The sequence below is a fragment of the Serinibacter arcticus genome, from assembly GCF_003121705.1.
Taxonomy (GTDB): Bacteria; Actinomycetota; Actinomycetes; order Actinomycetales; family Beutenbergiaceae; genus Litorihabitans.
In genome coordinates this window covers 1,803,284-1,821,078 of sequence record NZ_PYHR01000002.1, presented here as the reverse complement: position 1 = coordinate 1,821,078, position 17,795 = coordinate 1,803,284, and the positions used below count along the sequence as shown (strand labels likewise).

The 17,795-nt window shown below is 73.4% G+C and carries 15 protein-coding genes and 1 tRNA gene; 13 read left to right on the top strand and 3 right to left on the bottom strand.

Translation table 11 applies throughout. The features are described from left to right. Window positions 1-9 precede the first annotated feature (9 nt). The 12 genes from C8046_RS08355 to C8046_RS08305 all read left to right on the top strand — a co-directional run bounded on the left by C8046_RS08355 (window position 10) and on the right by C8046_RS08305 (window position 15,150). A complete protein-coding gene (locus tag C8046_RS08355; RefSeq protein ID WP_109229045.1) occupies window positions 10-906 on the top strand; it encodes a Ku protein in 897 nt (298 codons plus the stop codon). Next, the gene (gene ligD / locus C8046_RS08350) at window positions 906-2,939 is read left to right on the top strand and encodes a non-homologous end-joining DNA ligase (RefSeq protein WP_109229044.1); all 2,034 of its coding nucleotides are present in this window, start codon (window positions 906-908) and stop codon (window positions 2,937-2,939) included. The genes C8046_RS08355 and ligD overlap by 1 nt, the downstream gene beginning before the upstream one ends. A gap of 157 nt (window positions 2,940-3,096) precedes the next feature. Then, the gene (locus C8046_RS08345) at window positions 3,097-4,038 is read left to right on the top strand and encodes a phosphatase PAP2 family protein (RefSeq protein WP_109229043.1); all 942 of its coding nucleotides are present in this window, start codon (window positions 3,097-3,099) and stop codon (window positions 4,036-4,038) included. A gap of 152 nt (window positions 4,039-4,190) precedes the next feature. Beyond that, the gene (topA, locus tag C8046_RS08340; protein ID WP_109229042.1) at window positions 4,191-6,971 is read left to right on the top strand and encodes a type I DNA topoisomerase; all 2,781 of its coding nucleotides are present in this window, start codon (window positions 4,191-4,193) and stop codon (window positions 6,969-6,971) included. Between the two features lie 190 nt (window positions 6,972-7,161). After that, window positions 7,162-8,034 carry a hypothetical protein gene (locus C8046_RS08335; RefSeq protein ID WP_109229041.1) on the top strand — a complete coding sequence of 291 codons (873 nt, stop codon included), beginning with the start codon at window positions 7,162-7,164 and terminating at the stop codon, window positions 8,032-8,034. A 194-nt stretch (window positions 8,035-8,228) separates the two neighbouring features. Further along, window positions 8,229-9,284: a Gfo/Idh/MocA family protein gene (locus C8046_RS08330; RefSeq protein ID WP_109229040.1), complete on the top strand. Its 1,056-nt coding sequence runs from the start codon at window positions 8,229-8,231 to the stop codon at window positions 9,282-9,284. 181 nt (window positions 9,285-9,465) lie between these two features. Beyond that, window positions 9,466-10,866, top strand: coding sequence for an LssY C-terminal domain-containing protein (locus tag C8046_RS08325; RefSeq protein ID WP_235866442.1), 1,401 nt, complete (start codon window positions 9,466-9,468; stop codon window positions 10,864-10,866). Next, window positions 10,863-11,504: a dTMP kinase gene (gene tmk, locus C8046_RS08320; RefSeq protein ID WP_109229039.1), complete on the top strand. Its 642-nt coding sequence runs from the start codon at window positions 10,863-10,865 to the stop codon at window positions 11,502-11,504. Before C8046_RS08325 ends, tmk begins: the two co-directional genes overlap by 4 nt. Next, window positions 11,501-12,673, top strand: a complete 1,173-nt coding sequence (locus tag C8046_RS08315) for a DNA polymerase III subunit delta' (RefSeq protein WP_109229038.1) — start codon at window positions 11,501-11,503, stop codon at window positions 12,671-12,673. The genes tmk and C8046_RS08315 overlap by 4 nt, the downstream gene beginning before the upstream one ends. A gap of 53 nt (window positions 12,674-12,726) precedes the next feature. Further along, window positions 12,727-12,891, top strand: a complete 165-nt coding sequence (locus C8046_RS18415) for a hypothetical protein (protein ID WP_216628973.1) — start codon at window positions 12,727-12,729, stop codon at window positions 12,889-12,891. Window position 12,892: 1 nt separating this feature from the next. Further along, the gene (locus tag C8046_RS08310; protein WP_109229037.1) at window positions 12,893-14,446 is read left to right on the top strand and encodes an alpha/beta hydrolase; all 1,554 of its coding nucleotides are present in this window, start codon (window positions 12,893-12,895) and stop codon (window positions 14,444-14,446) included. A 14-nt stretch (window positions 14,447-14,460) separates the two neighbouring features. Beyond that, complete coding sequence (locus C8046_RS08305; RefSeq protein ID WP_109229036.1) at window positions 14,461-15,150, top strand: SDR family oxidoreductase; 690 nt, start codon at window positions 14,461-14,463, stop codon at window positions 15,148-15,150. Between the two features lie 128 nt (window positions 15,151-15,278). On the opposite strand, the gene C8046_RS08300 is transcribed toward C8046_RS08305, so the two are convergent. After that, window positions 15,279-15,617 carry a MazG-like family protein gene (locus C8046_RS08300; RefSeq protein WP_109229035.1) on the bottom strand — a complete coding sequence of 113 codons (339 nt, stop codon included), beginning with the start codon at window positions 15,615-15,617 and terminating at the stop codon, window positions 15,279-15,281. A gap of 90 nt (window positions 15,618-15,707) precedes the next feature. Here C8046_RS08300 and C8046_RS08295 point away from each other — a divergent pair. Further along, window positions 15,708-15,780, top strand: a tRNA-Thr gene (locus C8046_RS08295). 248 nt (window positions 15,781-16,028) lie between these two features. On the opposite strand, the gene C8046_RS08290 is transcribed toward C8046_RS08295, so the two are convergent. Next, window positions 16,029-16,751, bottom strand: coding sequence for a glutamine amidotransferase-related protein (locus C8046_RS08290; RefSeq protein ID WP_109229034.1), 723 nt, complete (start codon window positions 16,749-16,751; stop codon window positions 16,029-16,031). Between the two features lie 234 nt (window positions 16,752-16,985). Next, the gene (locus tag C8046_RS08285) at window positions 16,986-17,714 is read right to left on the bottom strand and encodes a glutamine amidotransferase (protein WP_109229033.1); all 729 of its coding nucleotides are present in this window, start codon (window positions 17,712-17,714) and stop codon (window positions 16,986-16,988) included. Between the last annotated feature and the right edge of the window lie 81 nt (window positions 17,715-17,795).

The following is a 17,795-nucleotide window of genomic DNA, read 5'->3' as shown; positions in this document are numbered from 1 at the left end:
AATGGCCCGATGCGATCGATCTGGAAGGGCTCACTCGCCTTCGGCCTGGTGAACGTGCCGGTCAAGGTCTACTCCGCCACGGAGGATCACGACGTGTCCTTCCACCAGGTGCACGCCGAGGACGGCGGCCGCATCCGCTACCAGCGCCGGTGCGAGGTGTGCGGCGAGGTGGTCACCTACGACCAGATCGCCAAGGCCTACGACTCCGAGGACGGCCAGCGCGTCATCCTCACCGACGACGACTTCAAGGCCCTCCCGGCGCAGGCCAAGCACGAGATCGAGGTGCTGCAGTTCGTGCCGAACGAGCAGATCGACCCGATCCTGCTCGACAAGAGCTACTACCTCGAGCCCGACTCCCGCTCCCCGAAGGCGTACGCGCTGCTGCGCCGCACGCTCGAGGAGACGGACCGCACCGCGATCGTCCACTTCGCGCTCCGCAACAAGACGCGCCTGGCGGCCCTGCGGGTGCGCGACGACGTGCTCGTGGTCCAGACGATGATCTGGCCCGACGAGGTGCGCGCCGCGGAGTTCGCCGCGCTCGACGAGCAGCCCGAGATCTCCGACAAGGAGCTCGCGATGTCCGCGAGCCTGGTGGAGTCGATGGCCGAGGACTTCGACGCCGGCGCGTTCACCGACGACTACACCGCCCAGCTGAAGCAGCTCATCGACGACAAGCTCACGGGCGGGGAGTCCTTCACGGCGGTGGAGGAGGAGACCGGGACCACCGACGTCGTCGACCTCGTGGCGGCCCTGCGCAAGAGCGTCGAGGAGCGCAAGAAGGCGCGCGAGAAGGCCAGCGGGGGGTCGTCGTCGGGCTCGTCGGGCTCATCGGGCAGCAAGCCGGCCGCGAAGGCTGACACCAAGGCCAAGGCGCCCGCGAAGAAGACGGCCAAGAAGGCCTCCTAGTGCCCAGCGGGTCCGGCGCCGCGCAGCAGGTCCGGGTGGGGGAGCGCACGATCCGGCTCACCAACCCGGACAAGGTGCTGTTCCCCGGTGACGACACCGTCGGCCCGACGACGAAGGCCGAGCTGGTCGCCTACTACTGGCGCATCGCGCCGGTGGTGCTGCCGCACCTCGCCGGCCGGATCGTCACGCGCAAGCGGTGGCCGCACGGGACCGGGCCCGTGCCAGGGAGTCACGTGAAGGATCAGGAGCCGTTCTTCACCAAGAACCTCGACTCCGGCACGCCGGACTGGGTGGCGCGCGCCGCCGTCGTGCACCACGAGCGCGAGGTGACCTACCCGCTGGCGACCGAGGACGCCGTGCTGGTGTGGTGCGCGCAGATGGCGAGCATCGAGCTGCACGTGCCGCAGTGGCGGCTGCCGGCGGACGTGATCGCGGGGCGGCGGGCGTTCGTGCTCGACGGCGCGGACACCCACCCGGACCGGCTGGTGGTCGATCTGGACCCCGGGCCCGGCGTCGGGCTGGACGAGTGCGTCGAGGTGGCGCTCGCGGCGAAGGAGCTGCTGGACGACGTCGGGTTCGCGTCCGTCCCGGTCACCTCCGGCAGCAAGGGCATCCACCTGTACGCGGCGCTGGAGGGCGTGAGCTCGGCGGCCGCGAGCGCGTTCGCTGCCGAGCTGGCGAGCTCGCTGGTGGCCGAGCTCCCGACGCTCGCGATCATGCAGATGAAGCGGGACCTGCGCGAGTCGAAGGTGTTCGTCGACCACACGCAGAACAACGCGGCCAAGACGACCGTCTCGCCGTACTCGGTGCGCGGCCGGGTGCAGCCGTGGGTCGCGGCGCCCCGGACGTGGGAGGAGCTCGAGGCCGGCGGGCTGGCGCAGCTGCGGATCGAGGAGGTGCTGGAGCGGGCCGAGGACGGCGACCCGTTCTCGGCCCTGACGCCAGCGGACGTGGCGGAGGCGGGGGGAGAGGCGCCGTCGCCGCACCCGGCGATCTCGTTCTCGGCGCCGGAGGAGAGGTCCGCGGGGGAGGGTGGGGCGACGCCCGCGTCGCGTTCCGGGACGACGCCCGCGTCGCGCGCGAAGCCGACCGGCACCCTGGGCAGGGGGCTGAGCCCGATGCTCGCGACGGCGCACGACCCCTTCACCCACGCCGACCTCGACCCCGATCGCTGGGCGTTCGAGCCGAAGTGGGACGGCTACCGCACCCTCGTGCTGGTGGACGACGGCGTCGTGCGGTTCCGCGGCCGCTCGGGACGCGACCTCACCTCGGAGTTCACCGGTCTCACCGAGCTCCCGCACCACCTCGAGGACCACAGCGCCGTGCTCGACGCCGAGATCGTCGCCCTGAGCGAGGGGCGCCCGAGCTTCCACGTCCTGCAGGAGCACGGCACCGCGCCGAGGCCGCCGCTGCGGCTGCTCGTCTTCGACGTGCTGGAGCTCGACGGCGTCGACCTCACCGGGCACCGGTGGACCGACCGGCGCGACGTGCTCGAGGCGCTGGACCTGCCAGAGGCCGACCAGGCCGCGATCGGCGACGGCGACGGCGGCTGGCTCGTCACCCCGCTGCTCGCGGGGGGACTGGACGACGCCCTGGGGGCGAGTGCCGCCGTCGACGGCGAGGGGGTGATCGCCAAGCGTCGCGACGCGACGTACTCCTCCGGCCGTCGCAGCCACGCCTGGGTGAAGGTCAAGCACGAGACCGAGGCGCGCGTCGTGGTCGGTGGCTGGCGTCCCGGGCAGGGGCGGCGCGCCGGCGGGATCGGCTCGCTGCTGCTCGGCGTGCGCGAGCCCGACGGCGGGCTGCGGTACGTCGGCAAGGTCGGGACGGGTTTCACCGACGCCGAGCTGGACCGTCTGCTCGGGGTGCTCGAGCCGCTGCGGGGCAGGAAGAACCCGTTCACGACGCCGGTGCCCGGCCCCGAGGCGAAGGTCGCGGTCTGGGTGAGCCCCGACGTCGAGGGCGAGGTCTCCTTCGACTCCTGGACGCCGGACGGCGTGCTCCGGGCCGCCCGGTGGAAGGGGCAGGCCTGACGGGTCGGCCCGCCGTCGAGAACGTCCCTGCTCGCGGATCCGGCCCGTCGACCGCGAGCTGGTGCGTTCTCGCCTTCACCGGATCTCCCCCGGGGCGTGACGTGACGCGCGCGGGTCGCCCCCGGCGCTCCCAGGTCGGCGACTTACCGTAGGTTTCATGACCATGGTCCAGCAGGCGCCGTCCGGCGGAGTCCCCCGGGGCCCCGGCCCGGGTGCGGCCCCGGGCGCAGCTCCTCGCCCCGTCAACACGCAGCGCGCCACCCGGTGGGTGTGGGCGCTCCTCGGCGCGATCGTGGCCGGCGCGGCCGCGGCGGGGCTCGCGCGCTCGTTCGTGCAGACGACGACCGGCCTGTGGGTCGACGAGATCGCCTTCACCGGCTCCGAGCGCGGCCGCGACCAGCTCGAGCCCGTCAGCCACCTCGTGCTGTCGGTCGTGGGCGTGCCGTTCCTCGTCGGGGCGATGGTCGTCGCCGTCGCGGTCTCGCTGCTGCGCCGGCAGTGGGGCGACGCGGCCCGCGCCGTGCTGATCGTCGTGGGCGCGAACCTCACCACCCAGGTGCTCAAGGAGCTCATCGACCGGCCCGACGTCGACGGCATGGCCAGCCTCGCGAACTCGCTCCCCAGCGGGCACACCACCGTCGCGGCGTCGGTCGCCGCCGTCGCGCTGCTCGTGGCGCCCCGCCCGGCGCGCCCGCTCGTCGCGATCCTCGGCGCCACCTACACGGCGGCGACCGCCGTCGCCACGATGTCGCTCGGCTGGCACCGCCCCTCGGACGTGATCGCCGCGATCGCCGTCGTCACCGCGTGGACGCTCCTGCTCATGGTGCCGGGCAGCGGCCGGGCGGCCGACGGCTTCCCTGGCACGTCCGGACGGGTCGTGGCCTCGCTGCTGCTCGGTCTCGTCGCGGTCGTGGGGATCGGTGTCGGCGTCGTCGCGCTGGTCGCGACGCTGGGCTCCGCCGGCCTCGCCGCCGACGCGGCGAGCGTCGTCGACGGCGTCCCGGGCTCGGCGCTGACGTTCGCCTACGTCGGCTCGGCGGTGGCCGTCGTCGGGTGCGCGGCGGCGTCGTCGTGGGCACAGCTGCTCGCCCGACGCTGACGTCCTCCCGGCCGGGTCCCGGCGTCCACGGCGTCGGACCGGCTTGCGCCACCGGGGCGCGTTCGGGGTAGCGTGCGCCACGGACCCGTCCACCCGCCGCACCGTCGGTGGGACGATCCCGCTCACGTGCCCCACCCCCCGGAAGGCCCCTCGTGCCCACCAAGCTCGTCATCGTCGAGTCGCCCACCAAGGCGCGCACCATCACGCCGTTCCTCGGCGCGGAGTACGACGTCGAGGCCAGCGTCGGGCACATCCGTGACCTCCCGCAGCCCAGCGAGCTGCCCGCGGAGATGAAGAAGGGGCCGTACAAAAAGTTCGCGGTCAACGTCGAGGACGGCTTCGACCCGTACTACGTCGTCGACGCGGACAAGAAGAAGAAGGTCGCCGAGCTCAAGCGCAAGCTCAAGGACGCCGACGAGCTCTACCTCGCCACGGATGAGGACCGCGAGGGGGAGGCCATCGCGTGGCACCTCCTGCAGGTGCTCGACCCCAAGGTGCCCGTCAAGCGCATGGTGTTCCACGAGATCACCCGCGAGGCGATCCTCCGCGCCCTCGACGCGACCCGCGAGCTCGACACCCGCCTGGTCGACGCCCAGGAGACCCGCCGCATCCTCGACCGCCTCTACGGCTACGAGGTCTCGCCGGTCCTGTGGCGCAAGATCGGCCCGGGCCTGTCGGCCGGCCGCGTGCAGTCCGTCGCCACCCGCATGGTGGTCGAGCGCGAGCGCGAGCGGATGGCGTTCCGCAGCGCGTCCTACTGGGACGTGACGGGCCAGTTCACCGGCGGCCGCGGCGAGACCGCCGGCACCGCCTTCGGCGCCCGCCTGACGAGCCTCGGCGGCACCCGCGTGGCCACGGGCCGCGACTTCGACGACGCCGGTCAGCTCAAGGGCCGAGCCGGCGGTGTCGTCCACCTCGACGCCGAGGGCGCGCACGGTCTGGTCGCCGCGCTCGAGAGCGCGACGTTCGCCGTCTCCTCCGTCGAGACCAAGCCGTACACGCGCCGTCCGGCCGCGCCGTTCACCACCTCCACGCTGCAGCAGGAGGCCAGCCGCAAGCTGCGCATGAACAGCCGCGCCGCGATGCGCACTGCGCAGTCGCTGTACGAGAACGGCTACATCACCTACATGCGTACCGACTCGGTCACGCTGTCGACCGAGGCCATCTCCGCGGCGCGGCGCCAGGCGGCCGACCTCTACGGCGCCGAGTACGTGCCGGACAAGCCGCGCCTGTACGCCAACAAGAGCAAGAACGCGCAGGAGGCGCACGAGGCGATCCGCCCCGCCGGCGACCACTTCCGCACCCCGGCCCAGGTGGCCAAGGCCCTCTCGGGCGACGAGTTCCGCCTCTACGAGCTGATCTGGAAGCGCACCGTCGCCTCGCAGATGGCCGACGCCAAGGGGTCGACGGCCTCCATCCGGATGCAGGCGAGCACGACGGCGGAGATCGCCTCGGCCACGGCCGGCGCCATCACCGAGGGCACTGCCGCCGAGTTCTCCGCCTCCGGCACCGTCATCACCTTCCGCGGCTTCCTCGCCGCGTACGAGGAGGGCAAGGACGCCGGGCGCTACGACGAGACCGCCGAGGACAAGGGCGCCGGCGCCGACGAGAAGGCAGGCTCGCGCCTGCCGGACGTCCGCGAGGGCGACGGCGTGGAGCACAGCGCCCTCGTCGCCGACGGCCACGAGACCTCCCCGCCGCCGCGCTACACCGAGGCCTCCCTCACGGCGGCGCTCGAGGAGCGCGGGATCGGGCGACCGTCGACGTTCGCGGCGACCATCGCCGTCGTCGTCGACCGCGGGTACGTGCTGCGGCGCGGCCAGGCGCTGTTCCCGAGCTGGCTCGCGTTCTCCGTGGTCCGCCTGCTCGAGGAGAACTTCGGCGAGCTGGTCGACTACGACTTCACGGCCAGCATGGAGTCCGACCTCGACCGCATCGCGGCCGGCGACCAGGATCGCGTCGAGTGGCTGACGCAGTTCTACTTCGGCGCGGGCGACAAGCCCGGGCTGTCGAACCTCGTCAACAACCTCGGCGACATCGACGCGCGCGACATCAACTCGATCCCTGTCGGCGACGGCATCACGCTCCGCGTGGGTCGCTACGGGCCCTACCTCGAGGGGACCGGTTCCGACGGCGCCGCGCTGCGTGCCTCGGTGCCCGACGACGTGGCGCCGGACGAGCTCACGCCCGCCCGGGCCCGCGAGATCCTCGAGACGCTGTCCGACGGCGACATCGAGCTCGGCGTCGACCCCGACACGGGCTTCCAGGTCGTCGCGAAGAACGGTCGCTACGGGCCGTACGTCACCGAGGTGATCCCGGACCCGCCGGCCCCCGAGGAGCCGCCTGCGGCCGAGGGTGCGGCGAAGCCGAAGACGCGCAAGAAGGCGCCGGCGAAGCAGAAGCCGCGCACCGGGTCGCTGCTCAAGTCGATGTCGCTCGACACGGTCACGCTCGAGCAGGCGCTGCAGCTGATGTCGCTGCCGCGCGTGGTCGGTGCCGACGCCGAGGGCGTGGAGATCACGGCGCAGAACGGTCGCTACGGCCCGTACCTGAAGAAGGGCACGGACTCGCGCTCGCTCACCGCCGAGGAGCAGATCTTCGAGATCACGCTGGAAGAGGCGCTGGAGATCTACTCCCAGCCCAAGCAGCGCGGTCGCGCGGCGGCCTCGGCGCTCAAGGAGCTCGGCGTCGACCCGGTCAGCGAGAAGCCGGTGCTCGTGAAGGACGGCCGGTTCGGCCCGTACGTCACCGACGGCACGACGAACGCGACGCTGCGCCGCGAGGACGACGTCGAGACGATCACGCCCGAGCGCGGGTTCGAGCTGCTCGCTGAGAAGCGTGCGAAGGGTCCGGCCAAGAAGCCGGCAGCCCGCGCGCGGACCACGACGGCGAAGAAGCCCGCCGCGAAGAAGCCCGCCGCGAAGAAGGCCTGACCTTCGCGAGGCCTTTCGGGTCTGGTCGCGAGGCCTTTCGGGTGTGACGGCGAGGCCCTTTGGGTCTATTGGCGAGGCCCTTCGGGTGTGACGGCGAGACCGTTCAGGCACCACCTCTTGCGCCTGCTTGACGCACGCTTTACCTTTCCTTTACGACGCACCGCTGGGGCGCGGCGTGAGGGGAGGCACCGTGAGCACCATCGATCCGGCCCGCGTCAGGCGTGAGCGGTCCCAGGCACGTCAAGGTTCCTTCGGCGCCGCGATCGGCGTCGTGCTGGGCAACCTGCTGATCCTCGCCGGTGGCGCCTCCGCCGGGTGGGCGACGGCCGGTGACACCTTCCTCGGCCAGTTCCGGGACCACGCGCTCAACCACTTCTTCGCCGAGTCCCCGACCGACCTCGGTCCGTCGGGCTTCGACCTGGTGGCGCTCCCCGTGGGTATCGTCCTCCCGATCATCGGCATGTTCGTGCTCACGGCCGCCGCTCGCGCCTACACCGGGCAGATCATGAGCTTCCCGCTCGTCGGGCCGCTGACCGTCTGGCTCGCGGGCTTCGCCGCAGGGCTCACCGCCAGGATCCACGAGTGGCCGCCGCCGCTGACGGTGGGCGTCCGGGTCGACGAGTCGTTCGGCGAAGACGAGGTCTGGTCGTCCACCGACTGGGCCTGGTACCACGCGGACCGCTGGATCCCGTGGGTCGCCGTCGGCGTCGCCCTTCTCAGCCTCGTGACCGGAGTGATCGCCCGGGCGCGACGTGCGGGTCGCCGTCGTGAGCTCGACCGCCTGGTCCTCAAGGGTCAGCGCACGATCGGCGACGTCACCGAGATCCCGACGCTCACCGAGGGGAGTGCGCTTCTCGCCCCGTGGACGGTGCACTTCGTGGACCGCTCGCTCACCGACCGGTGGGTCACGAGCAGCGGGAAGTTCCCGCGCGACGACCTCCCGAGGGTCGGCGATCGCGTCACGGTCCTCTACGACCCGGCGGCCCCGGGCGACAGGCGCAGGATCTACCTCGGCGGGCTCGAGGCGCACACGGCGGAGGACTTCCTGCGCTGGCGGATGTAGCGCGACGGCGGGCCGGAAGGGCCTCGCGAGTGGGCCCGAAAGGCCTCGCGGCCGGGCCGGAAGGGCCTCGCGAGTGGACCGGAAGGGCCTCGCGAGTGGGCCGGAAGGGCCTCGCGACCGGGCCGGAAGGGCCTCGCGAGTGGGCCGGAAGGGCCTCGCGAGCGGTGGGCGGGGGCGGGGCATAGGCTGACGGAGTGACCGACGCCACTGCCGCCGCCCCGTCCGCTGCCGCCCCCCTCCCCCCGCTCAGCTCCTACCCCGACCCGAAGGACGCGCCCGCGATCCGGTGGGGCATCCTCGCCGCAGGCGGGATCGCACGGAAGTTCGCCACCGACATCCCGCACCACACCTCCTCGGTGATCGCCGCCGTCGGCTCCCGCAGCGCCGACCGCGCCGCCGCGTTCGCCGCCGAGATGGACGTGCCGCGCTCCTACGGCTCCTACGAGGAGCTCGTGGCCGACCCCGAGATCGACGCGATCTACGTCGCCTCCCCGCACAGCGAGCACCGTGACCACGCCCTGCTCGCCCTGAACGCGGGCAAGCCGGTCCTCGTCGAGAAGGCGATCACGCGCAACGCCGCCGAGGCGCGCGAGATCTTCGACGCCGCCGCCGCCCGCGGCCTGTTCGCGATGGAGGCGATGTGGGCGCGGTTCCTGCCCAGCTACCGCGCGACCGTCGACGCCGTCGCCGCCGGGACGATCGGTGACGTCATCTCTCTCACGGCGCTGCACGGCCAGAACATCCCGGGCGGGCCCGAGCACCGGCTGTGGAACCCGGATCTCGCGGGCGGCGCGCTGCTCGATCTCGGCGTCTACCCGATCTCTTTCGCGCACGCGGTGCTCGGCGTCCCGGACGAGGTGCACGCCTACGGCGAGCTGTCCGACCTCGGGGTCGACAAGGCCGAGACCGTGGTGCTGCGCTACGGGCAGCGCGCGGTCGCGGTCGCCACGTCCTCGATGGAGACGGCGATGCTCAACAACGCGACCATCGCCGGCACCAAGGGCCGGATCGACCTCGACCCCACCTTCTACAACCCCACCGACGTCCACCTCGCGCTGCTCGACGGCACGCGTCAGGACGTCGCCGGGCGCCTCCCGGGCGGTTTCCAGTTCCAGGCGGCCGAGGCCGCGCGCCGGATCGACGCCGGTGAGACGAGCTCGCCGCTCATGTCGTGGCAGGCGTCCGTCGAGGTCATGGAGATCATGGACGAGGTGCGTCGCCAGGTCGGCGTCGTCTACCCCGGCGAGTAGGGGGCCGCGCGGTCGGCCGGACGCCCGGCCGGCCGCGCCGACCCCGTCCGACCCGAGCGATAGGCTCCCCGCCGTGCCCCAGCCACGCGAGGTCTCGAACCGCGGAGGAGCCGTGGGCAGCGAGGCCTCGCCGTCGCGACGGCCGGCGACGCCCCGACGGCGCGCGCCCTCCCGGCGTCTGGTGCGCCGCGCCCGCCTGCGCCAGGTCGTCGACGGCTTCTGCTTCGTCTTCGCGGGCCTGGCTGCCGTCTGGCTGGCGATCCTCGTCGTCTCCGACACCTGGCGCCTGGGGTGGTGGGGCGTCCCCGGGCTCGTGGTGTTCTGGGCGCTGCTGGCCTACCTGGTGCTGCCGCGGCTCCACCGCATCCTCACCGACGTCTACGTGCCCGACTACTTCATCGGTCGGACCCGCACGAGCGACGGGCTCCTGGGCGACCCGGTCAACCTCGCGCTGCTCGGCGAGGAGGTCGTGCTGCACGACGTCATGACGCGTTCGGGCTGGACGCGCGCCGACGACGTCTCGCTCCGGTCGAGCTGGGGGATCGTCGTCTCGACGCTCACGCGCCGCAGCTACCCCGAGGCGCCCGTCAGCCCGCTGTTCCTCTTCGGCAAGCAGCAGGACTTCGCCTACCAGCAGGAGGTCGACGGCAACGCGGCCAAGCGCCACCACGTGCGCTTCTGGCGCTGCCCGCCCGGGTGGCTGCTGCCGGGCGGCACCCGCGTGGACTGGCTCGCGGCGGGCACGTTCGACCGCGCGGTGGGGCTGTCGCTGTTCACGCTCCAGGTGACGCACAAGATCGAGGCGGACATCGACGTCGAGCGCGACCACATCGTCGCGTCCGTCCTGGCCGGGGCGCCCGAGGTCTCGGTGCACGTGCTGGAGGACTTCTCCACCGGCTACCACTCGCGCAACGGGGGCGGCGACTCGGTCCACACCGACGGCGACCTCCCCGTCATCGCGCTGCCGGGCCCCGACGGCGGACCGCCCGCCCCCGCGCCCGTCACCTCCCGGGTGGTCGAGCTCACCGCCGTCGGCCCCCGCGAGGCGGCGTCGCTCGACGACGACGACCGCAAGCGCGGGGCCTACGAGCTCCCTGACGTGGAGGACGACACCGCACCGCTCGAGCGGATCTCCCGGCCCGCCTCGATCGTCCTCGGCGTGGTGACGACGTTCGCGCGGGCCGTCGCCGTGGGGGCCGTCGTGGGCGGCCTCGCGATCCTCGGGCCCGAACGGATCGACGCGCTCCTGCGCGAGGCGGGGACCGGGTCGTTCGAGATCGAGCCGGTCGGCTTCCGGATCCTGCTGGTGATCGGCGCGCTCGTGGCCGTCACGCCCGCTGCCGTCGGGCTGATGGTGCTGCGCGGGGTGGACTGGGCCCGCCTCACGGTGCTCCTGCTGGGCTGCCTCTCGATCCTCGTCCAGTTCGTCGCCTGGTGGGGTGGACACGCCCAGATCGTCGCGGGCGTGGCGCTGGCGGTGACGGCGCTCGACATCCTCACGCTGCTCGCCCTGTCGGGGAAGCCTGCCCGGCAGTTCTCACGCCAGAGGCGTCCCCGGGCCCCAACTACCCTGGGGACGTGACCCAGTCCTCCGCCGACCCCGCCGGCCTGTTCGTCTCGTTCGAGGGTGGCGACGGCGCCGGCAAGTCCACGCAGCTCGCGATCCTCGGCGACTGGCTCGGCGAGACGCTGCACCGCGAGGTCGTGCGCACCCGCGAGCCCGGCGGGACCGAGCTGGGGCGCACCCTGCGGCAGCTCGTGCTGCACGGGGAGCACGTCGACCCGCGCACGGAGGCGCTCCTGTACGCCACCGACCGGGCCCACCACGTGGCCAGCCTGGTGCGTCCGGCGCTGGAGCGCGGCGCCGTCGTCCTCACCGACCGCTACCTCGACTCCTCCCTCGCCTACCAGGCCGGGGGCCGCGAGCTGGGGATGACCGAGCTCCGCGATCTGCAGATGTGGGCGGTCGGTGGTCTGATTCCCCGCATGACGTTCCTCCTCGATCTCGACCCGGTGCTGCTGCCGCAGCGGATCACGGGCTCGCTCGACCGCCTCGAGAGCGCCGGCGCCGACTTCCACCGCCGCACGCGCGAGACCTTCCTCGCGCTGGCGGCCGACGAGCCCGAGCGGTGGCGCGTCATCGACGCGTCCGCCCCCGTCGACGCCGTCGCGGCCGAGATCCGGGGCCATCTCGCGCCCGTCCTGGGGGTGACGTCGTGAGCTCGGTCTGGGACGACGTCGTCGGGCAGCCCGACGCCGTCGCGGTGCTGCGTCGCGCCGTCACCGACCCCGGCTCGATGACCCACGCGTGGCTCGTGACGGGCCCGCCCGGGTCCGGCCGCTCCGTCGCGGCCCGCGCGTTCGCCGCCGCTCTCGTGGCGGGCGACGACGGCGAGGAGAACGCCGGGATGTCGGCCGCCGTCGCGGAGAACGCCCGCGCGCGGGTGCTGCGCGGAACCCACCCGGACGTGCACGTCGTCGCGACCGACAAGACGGTCATCACGGTCGCCGAGGTGCGCGACCTCGTGACGATCGCCCAGCGCACGCCGGGCGAGGCGCCCTGGCGCGTGATCGTCGTCGAGGACGCCGACCGGATCGTCGAGCGAAGCGCGAACGCGCTGCTCAAGGCGATCGAGGAGCCGCCGCCGCGGACCGTCTGGATCCTCTGCGCGCCGAGCGAGCAGGACGTCATCACCACGATCCGCTCGCGCTGCCGCCACGTGACGCTGCGCGTCCCGCCCGCCGACGCCGTGGCCGACCTCCTCGTGCGCCGGCACGGGATCGACCACGCCGACGCGCTCACCGCGGCCCGCGCCGCCCAGAGCCACATCGGCCTCGCGACGTCGCTCGCGATGAACCCCGAGGCCCGCGCGCGGCGCGACCGCGTGCTGGAGATCGCCTCGCGGGTCAGGGGTGTCGGCGACGCCGTGATCGCCGCGGGCGCGCTGGTCGAGGTGGCCACCGCCCAGGCGAGCGCGTCCTCCGCGGAGCGCGACGCCGTCGAGAAGTCCGAGCTGTTGCGCGCGCTCGGGGCCGACACGGCCGAGGCTGGGAAGACGCTGCCGGCCAACGTCCGGACCCAGATCCGGCAGCTCGAGGAGGACCAGAAGCGCCGGTCGAAGCGCGCCGTCGTCGACGGACTGGACCGCGCGATGACCGACCTGCTCTCGTTCTACCGCGACGTGCTCGCGGTCCAGGTGGGCTCCGACGTCGCCCTGGTGAACCAGGCGCAGGTCTCCGACGTGCGGGCGGTGGCCTCGGCCAGCACGCCCGAGCAGACGTTGCGCCGGACCGAGGCGATCGCGACGGCGAGGACCCGCCTGGCGGGGAACGTCGCCCCGCTGCTGGCCGTCGAGGCGATGACGGTCGCGCTGCGGCCGCAGGGATGAGGGGAAGGGCGATGGGGACCGGACCGGACGGACGAGACGGACGAGTGACGCGAGTGACGGGAGTGGCCGACGGCGGACGACGACGCCCGCGGCTGCGGGCCGCGCTGCTGCTGGGCGTGGTGCTGCTCGGGGCGACCGGCGTGAGCGCGTGCAACGAGTCGCGCGCGCCGATGCTGCAACCCGTGGCGCCCGTGCCCGACGTGACCGACGAGGGCTGACGTGACGCCGGGGGCGGCTCGACGGCCGGCCGGACGTCGGACGGCACGCGCCGTCGTCGTCGCCGCGCTGACCGGCCTCGTCGCCCTCACCGCGTGCACGCCGCCGGACGGGCTCCCGCGGCGCGAGCCGGACGTCGGCGGCTTCGACGACGCCCCGTCGTCGACCGGCTTCGCGACGCTCGCGGACGTCGAGGCGCAGCCGCTGGCCTGGGGCTCGTGCGGCAACGGCGCCGAGTGCGCCGACGTGATCGTCCCGCTCGACTACGACGACGTGGCGGGCCAGGGGATCCGGCTCGCGCTCAAGCGCCTGCCCGCCACGGGTGAGGCCCGCGGCACGATCCTCGTCAACCCGGGAGGCCCGGGGGAGTCCGGGGTCGAGCTCGTCGACGCGGCCACCGCCATCTTCGGGAGCGAGGTGCTCGCGAAGTACGACGTCGTGGGGTTCGATCCGCGCGGCGTCGGCTCGTCCACGCAGGTCCGGTGCCTCGAGCCGGGAGAGGAGGACCCCACCGCCGTCGTGTTCGACCTGGACGACCCCGCTTCGGTCGAGGAGATGCGCACCGCCTACGCGCAGCTCGGGCAGCGGTGCACCGAGCTCTCCGGCGCGCTGCTCGACCACGTCGACACCGAGCACGCGGCCCGCGACCTCGACGTGCTGCGCGCCCTCGTGGGGGACGAGCAGCTCACCTACGTCGGCTACTCCTACGGCACGCTCCTCGGCGCGGTCTACGCCGGGCTGTTCCCCGAGCGCGTCGGCCGGCTGGTGCTCGACTCGGGCATCGACCCGGCGCTGGGCTACGCCGACCTGCAGTCCCAGCAGCTCGACGGGTTCGACGACGTGTTCGCCGCGTTCGTCGAGCAGTGCCAGGACGAGCCCGCGTGCCCGCTGGCCGCCGACCCCGACGAGGCGGCGGAGGAGCTGCTCGACGTCGTCGCGGAGCTGGACTCCGACCCGCTGGGCTCGGACGCGCAGGACGGCGAGCTCGCCGGCTGGGAGCTGCTCTACGCCGTGCAGGGGGCGATGTACACCTCGGACGTCTGGCCCGACCTGGTGACGGGGCTGGCCGACGTCGTCGACGGCGAGGACGGCTCGCTCGTCGACGAGATCGGGGCCACCGGCGCCCTCGCCGGCTCCGACGATCCCAACTACCCGTTCGCCTACCCGGCCGTCGACTGCACCGACTACCCGGTCACGAGCGACGTCGAGGAGGCGCTCGGGCGCGCCCGCGACCTGGAGGCGTCCTCGCCCCTGTTCGGCGAGGGGTCCGTGGGCGAGCTGGCGTGCGTGCTGTGGCCCGCGAAGGCAACCGTCGTGCGGGAGCCGATCGCGGCCGAGGGCGCCGCCCCGATCCTCGTGGTCAGCGCGCTGCGCGACCCGGCGACGCCGCACGCGTGGTCGGTCGCGCTGGCGGACCAGCTCAGCTCCGGGCGGCTGCTCAGCTACGACGGCGAGGGCCACGCCATCTACGGCGGCGTCTCCCCGTGCGTCGACGAGGCCGTGGACGCCTACCTCCTGACCGGCGAGCTCCCGGCCGAGGGAACGGTCTGCGGGTAGCGCATGATGGACGCATGACCGATTCCAGCAGCACACCGCAGGGCAGGACCGTCGCCGTCGTGGGCGGCTACGGGAAGATCGCGCGGCGGCTGGTGCCGCTGCTGCGGGCTCGGGGCGACGTCGTCGTCCCCCTCGTGCGCCGGGCCGAGCAGGCCGCGGTGCTCCTCGACCTCGGTGCTCGCCCGCGCTTCCTCGACATCGAGCGCTCGGAGGCCGAGGCCTTCGCCGCGGCGTTCGACGGCGTGGACGCGGTCGTGTTCGCGGCCGGCGGTGGGCCGGACGGTAACGTGCTGCGCAAGCGCAGCGTCGACCTCGAGGGCGCGATCAAGTCGCTCGAGGGGTGCGCGATCGCGGGCGTGCGTCGGTACGTCCAGATCTCGGCGATCGGCGTGGACGCGAAGGTGCCGCTGTCGGACTCGGCGGTGTGGGCCAGCTACGTCGTCGCCAAGCGCGACTCCGACGAGGCGGTCCGCGAGAGCGGCCTGGACTGGACGATCCTGCGCCCCGGGGCGCTGCTGGACTCGCCCGGCACCGACCGGGTGCAGCTCGGCGTCGACCTCGAGCCGGCCGGCGTCACGCGCGACGACGTCGCCGCGACGATCGCAGCCGTGCTCGCCGAGGCGGGCTCGATCCACCATCAGTGGGACCTCGTGGGCGGCGACCACACGGTCGCGGACGCCCTGACGGCGGCCATCGGCGCCTGACCGCCCCGGCCGCCGGTGGCCGGCCGGCCGCCGCCGGGCAGGTGCGTTGCGCGCACGGATGGCCGCTTCGCGGCGGCTGAAGCGGCCACGGGTGCGCGCAACGCGGCAGGCCGTCGGCAGGCCGGCCGTCAGTCCTCCAGGCCGTGGGGGCGGGCTCGGTCGATGACGGCGGTGACCTTCGCGTCCAGCAGCGCGAGCGAGTCGCCGGGCGCGCCGCGCAGGTGCTCGACCGCGGCCAGCGCCGTGAGGGCGACGTCGAGGAGCTCCTCCACGACGTCGTCGATCGTGTGCGTGACGCCCTTGCGCGGGTTCTGTCCGGTCGCGCCGATGTAGGCGGCGATCACCTCGCCCTGCTCCTCGGACACCTTCGCCAGGCGCCCCCAGGTGACGGCCTCGGCGTCGCGACCGGTGCTGCCCGCGTCGATCCATCGGGACAGGGAGGCGATCTGCGCGGCGGTGGTGGGCATCCGTCCATGATGCCGGGCGGGCCGGTTTGGAGCACCCCCGATCGCCTAGTAGAGTTGACGCCGCTGCCCGGGCGATCCTCGGGTAGCGTCGCCGCCTTAGCTCAGTCGGCAGAGCGATTCACTCGTAATGAATAGGTCAAGGGTTCGATTCCCTTAGGCGGCTCGGCGACCAGGCCCGGAACCTCATCGGTTCCGGGCCTTCGCCGTTCCTGGGCGACGACCGGTGCGGCTTCGCTCTCGACGGACGAACCTCGCTGTCTGCGGACGGAATCGGTCCGGCGCGAGGGACCGCAGCGTTCCTGCAGGTCGCAGCGACGTGCTGCCGGGGCGACCTCCATCCGTCCGCAGACAGCGAGGGCGACGGCGGTCCGGCGGGTGCCCCGACTGCCCGGCCGAGCCGCGAGCCGGCCGTCAGTCGTTCTTCACGTCCGGCCCGTCCGGCCCGGCCAACCCGTCCAGCCACTCGCCGACCATCGCCCGCGAGGCCGCCTGCGCCGCGTCGAGGTGCTGCGCCGCGTCGGCGCGGAGGTCCTCGGCCGTCAGCCCCGTGTGCACCTCCGCCGACCAGCGGTCGATCCAGCCGTCGAGGATCACGTCGTCGACCTCGGGGTGGAACTGCACCGCCAGCAGCCACCGGCCGACGCCGTACGCCTGCGGGTAGGAGGGCGACGTCGCGAGGAGCTCCACGCCGTCGGGGAGGTCGAACGTGTCGTGGTGCCACTCGACCATCCGGACACCCGCGACGTGTCGCACGGGAGAGGCGGTTCCGGCCGGCGTGAGGTCGACGGCGAGGAGGCCGACCTCGTGGGCGTCCCCGCGGTAGGCCCGCGCGCCGAGGGCCGCCGCGAGCATCTGTGCGCCGAGGCAGATGCCGAGGATCGGTCGGCGGGCGGCGGCACGCGTGGCGAGCAGCTCGATCTCGGCGGCGAGGTAGGGGTGCGCGTCGGTCTCGTAGGCGCCCTCCGTCCCGCCGAGGGCGACGACGACGTCCCAGTCGAGCGGATCGAGCGCGCCCACGTCGCCGCCCGGGGTGTCGATCGTGGTGACGGCGTACCCGTGGGAGGCGAGGGTGGGCGCGACGTTGCCGAGGCCGATGCCGGGGTCGTGTCGCAGCACGAGGGCGGTGCGGGTCATGGGGGAGATCCTGCCGTGCGCGTGTGACGTCGGTGTCACGTGCGGGGGAGGAAGTGGTTCGGGGCCGAGCAGGGGGCGACGTCGACCCCGAACCGTGGATGACGCTACGGCACGATTCGTCGTGGCGCACGACCGAGTCGAGACTTGTTCGCCGACAGCGTGAGGGTGGGGCGAGCGCCTGCGTCAGCCAGCCTCAAACCATGCTCAACGGCCCGCTCTACGACCGGATACGCCTCATCCGTAGAGGGCCGCGAACCGCTTCAGGATCCGGCCGGTGTGGATGACGTTCGCGCTCCGCACGCGGGCGACGACGGCGTCGACCTCGGCCGGGTCGAAGTAGCCCTCGTGCCGGTAGGCGAGGAGGCGGGAGACGATGCCCTCGGCGTCGAGCTCGGGGTGGAACTGGGTCGCGTAGACGTTGCGGCGGTAGCGCAGCATCTGCACGGGCGCCGTCGGCGAGGACGCCAGGAGCACGCTGCCGGGCGGGGCCTCGCGCAGCGCCTCCTTGTGGCCGACGTACGCCTCGAACGTGGTCGGCATCCCCGCCAGCAGCGGGTCGCTGCGGCCTTCGTCGGTCAGCGTGACGGGGACCGCCCCTGCCGGCTCGCCGAACGTCGTGTCGACGACGCCCCCGAGGTGCACGCCGAGCGTGCCGACGCCGTAGCAGGCGCCCAGGAACGGCAGGTCGCGGTCGCAGATCTCGACGAGGAGGTCACCGATCTCCCGCTCGACGCGGAGCTGGACGTCGGACTTCGTCTCCTCCGGATCGCTCGAGGTGAAGGGGCTGCCCCCCACGACCACCCCGGCGACGGTGTCGAGGTCGAGATCCGGCAGGGGTCCCTGCTCGAGCCGGACGCGACGGAGGCGCTCGGGCGGAAGGTCCATGAAGCGGCAGAAGGCCGCGTACTCCTCGTCCGCCACGCCGTCCAGCTGACGCGATGCGAGCAGGACGAACTGCCGCATGTCGACCTCCCCGCCGCCTCGTCCGGGCCCATCGCCCGGGTGCACAGTCAAGCGCACGGGGGGCCTCGCGGTGCAGCTCGC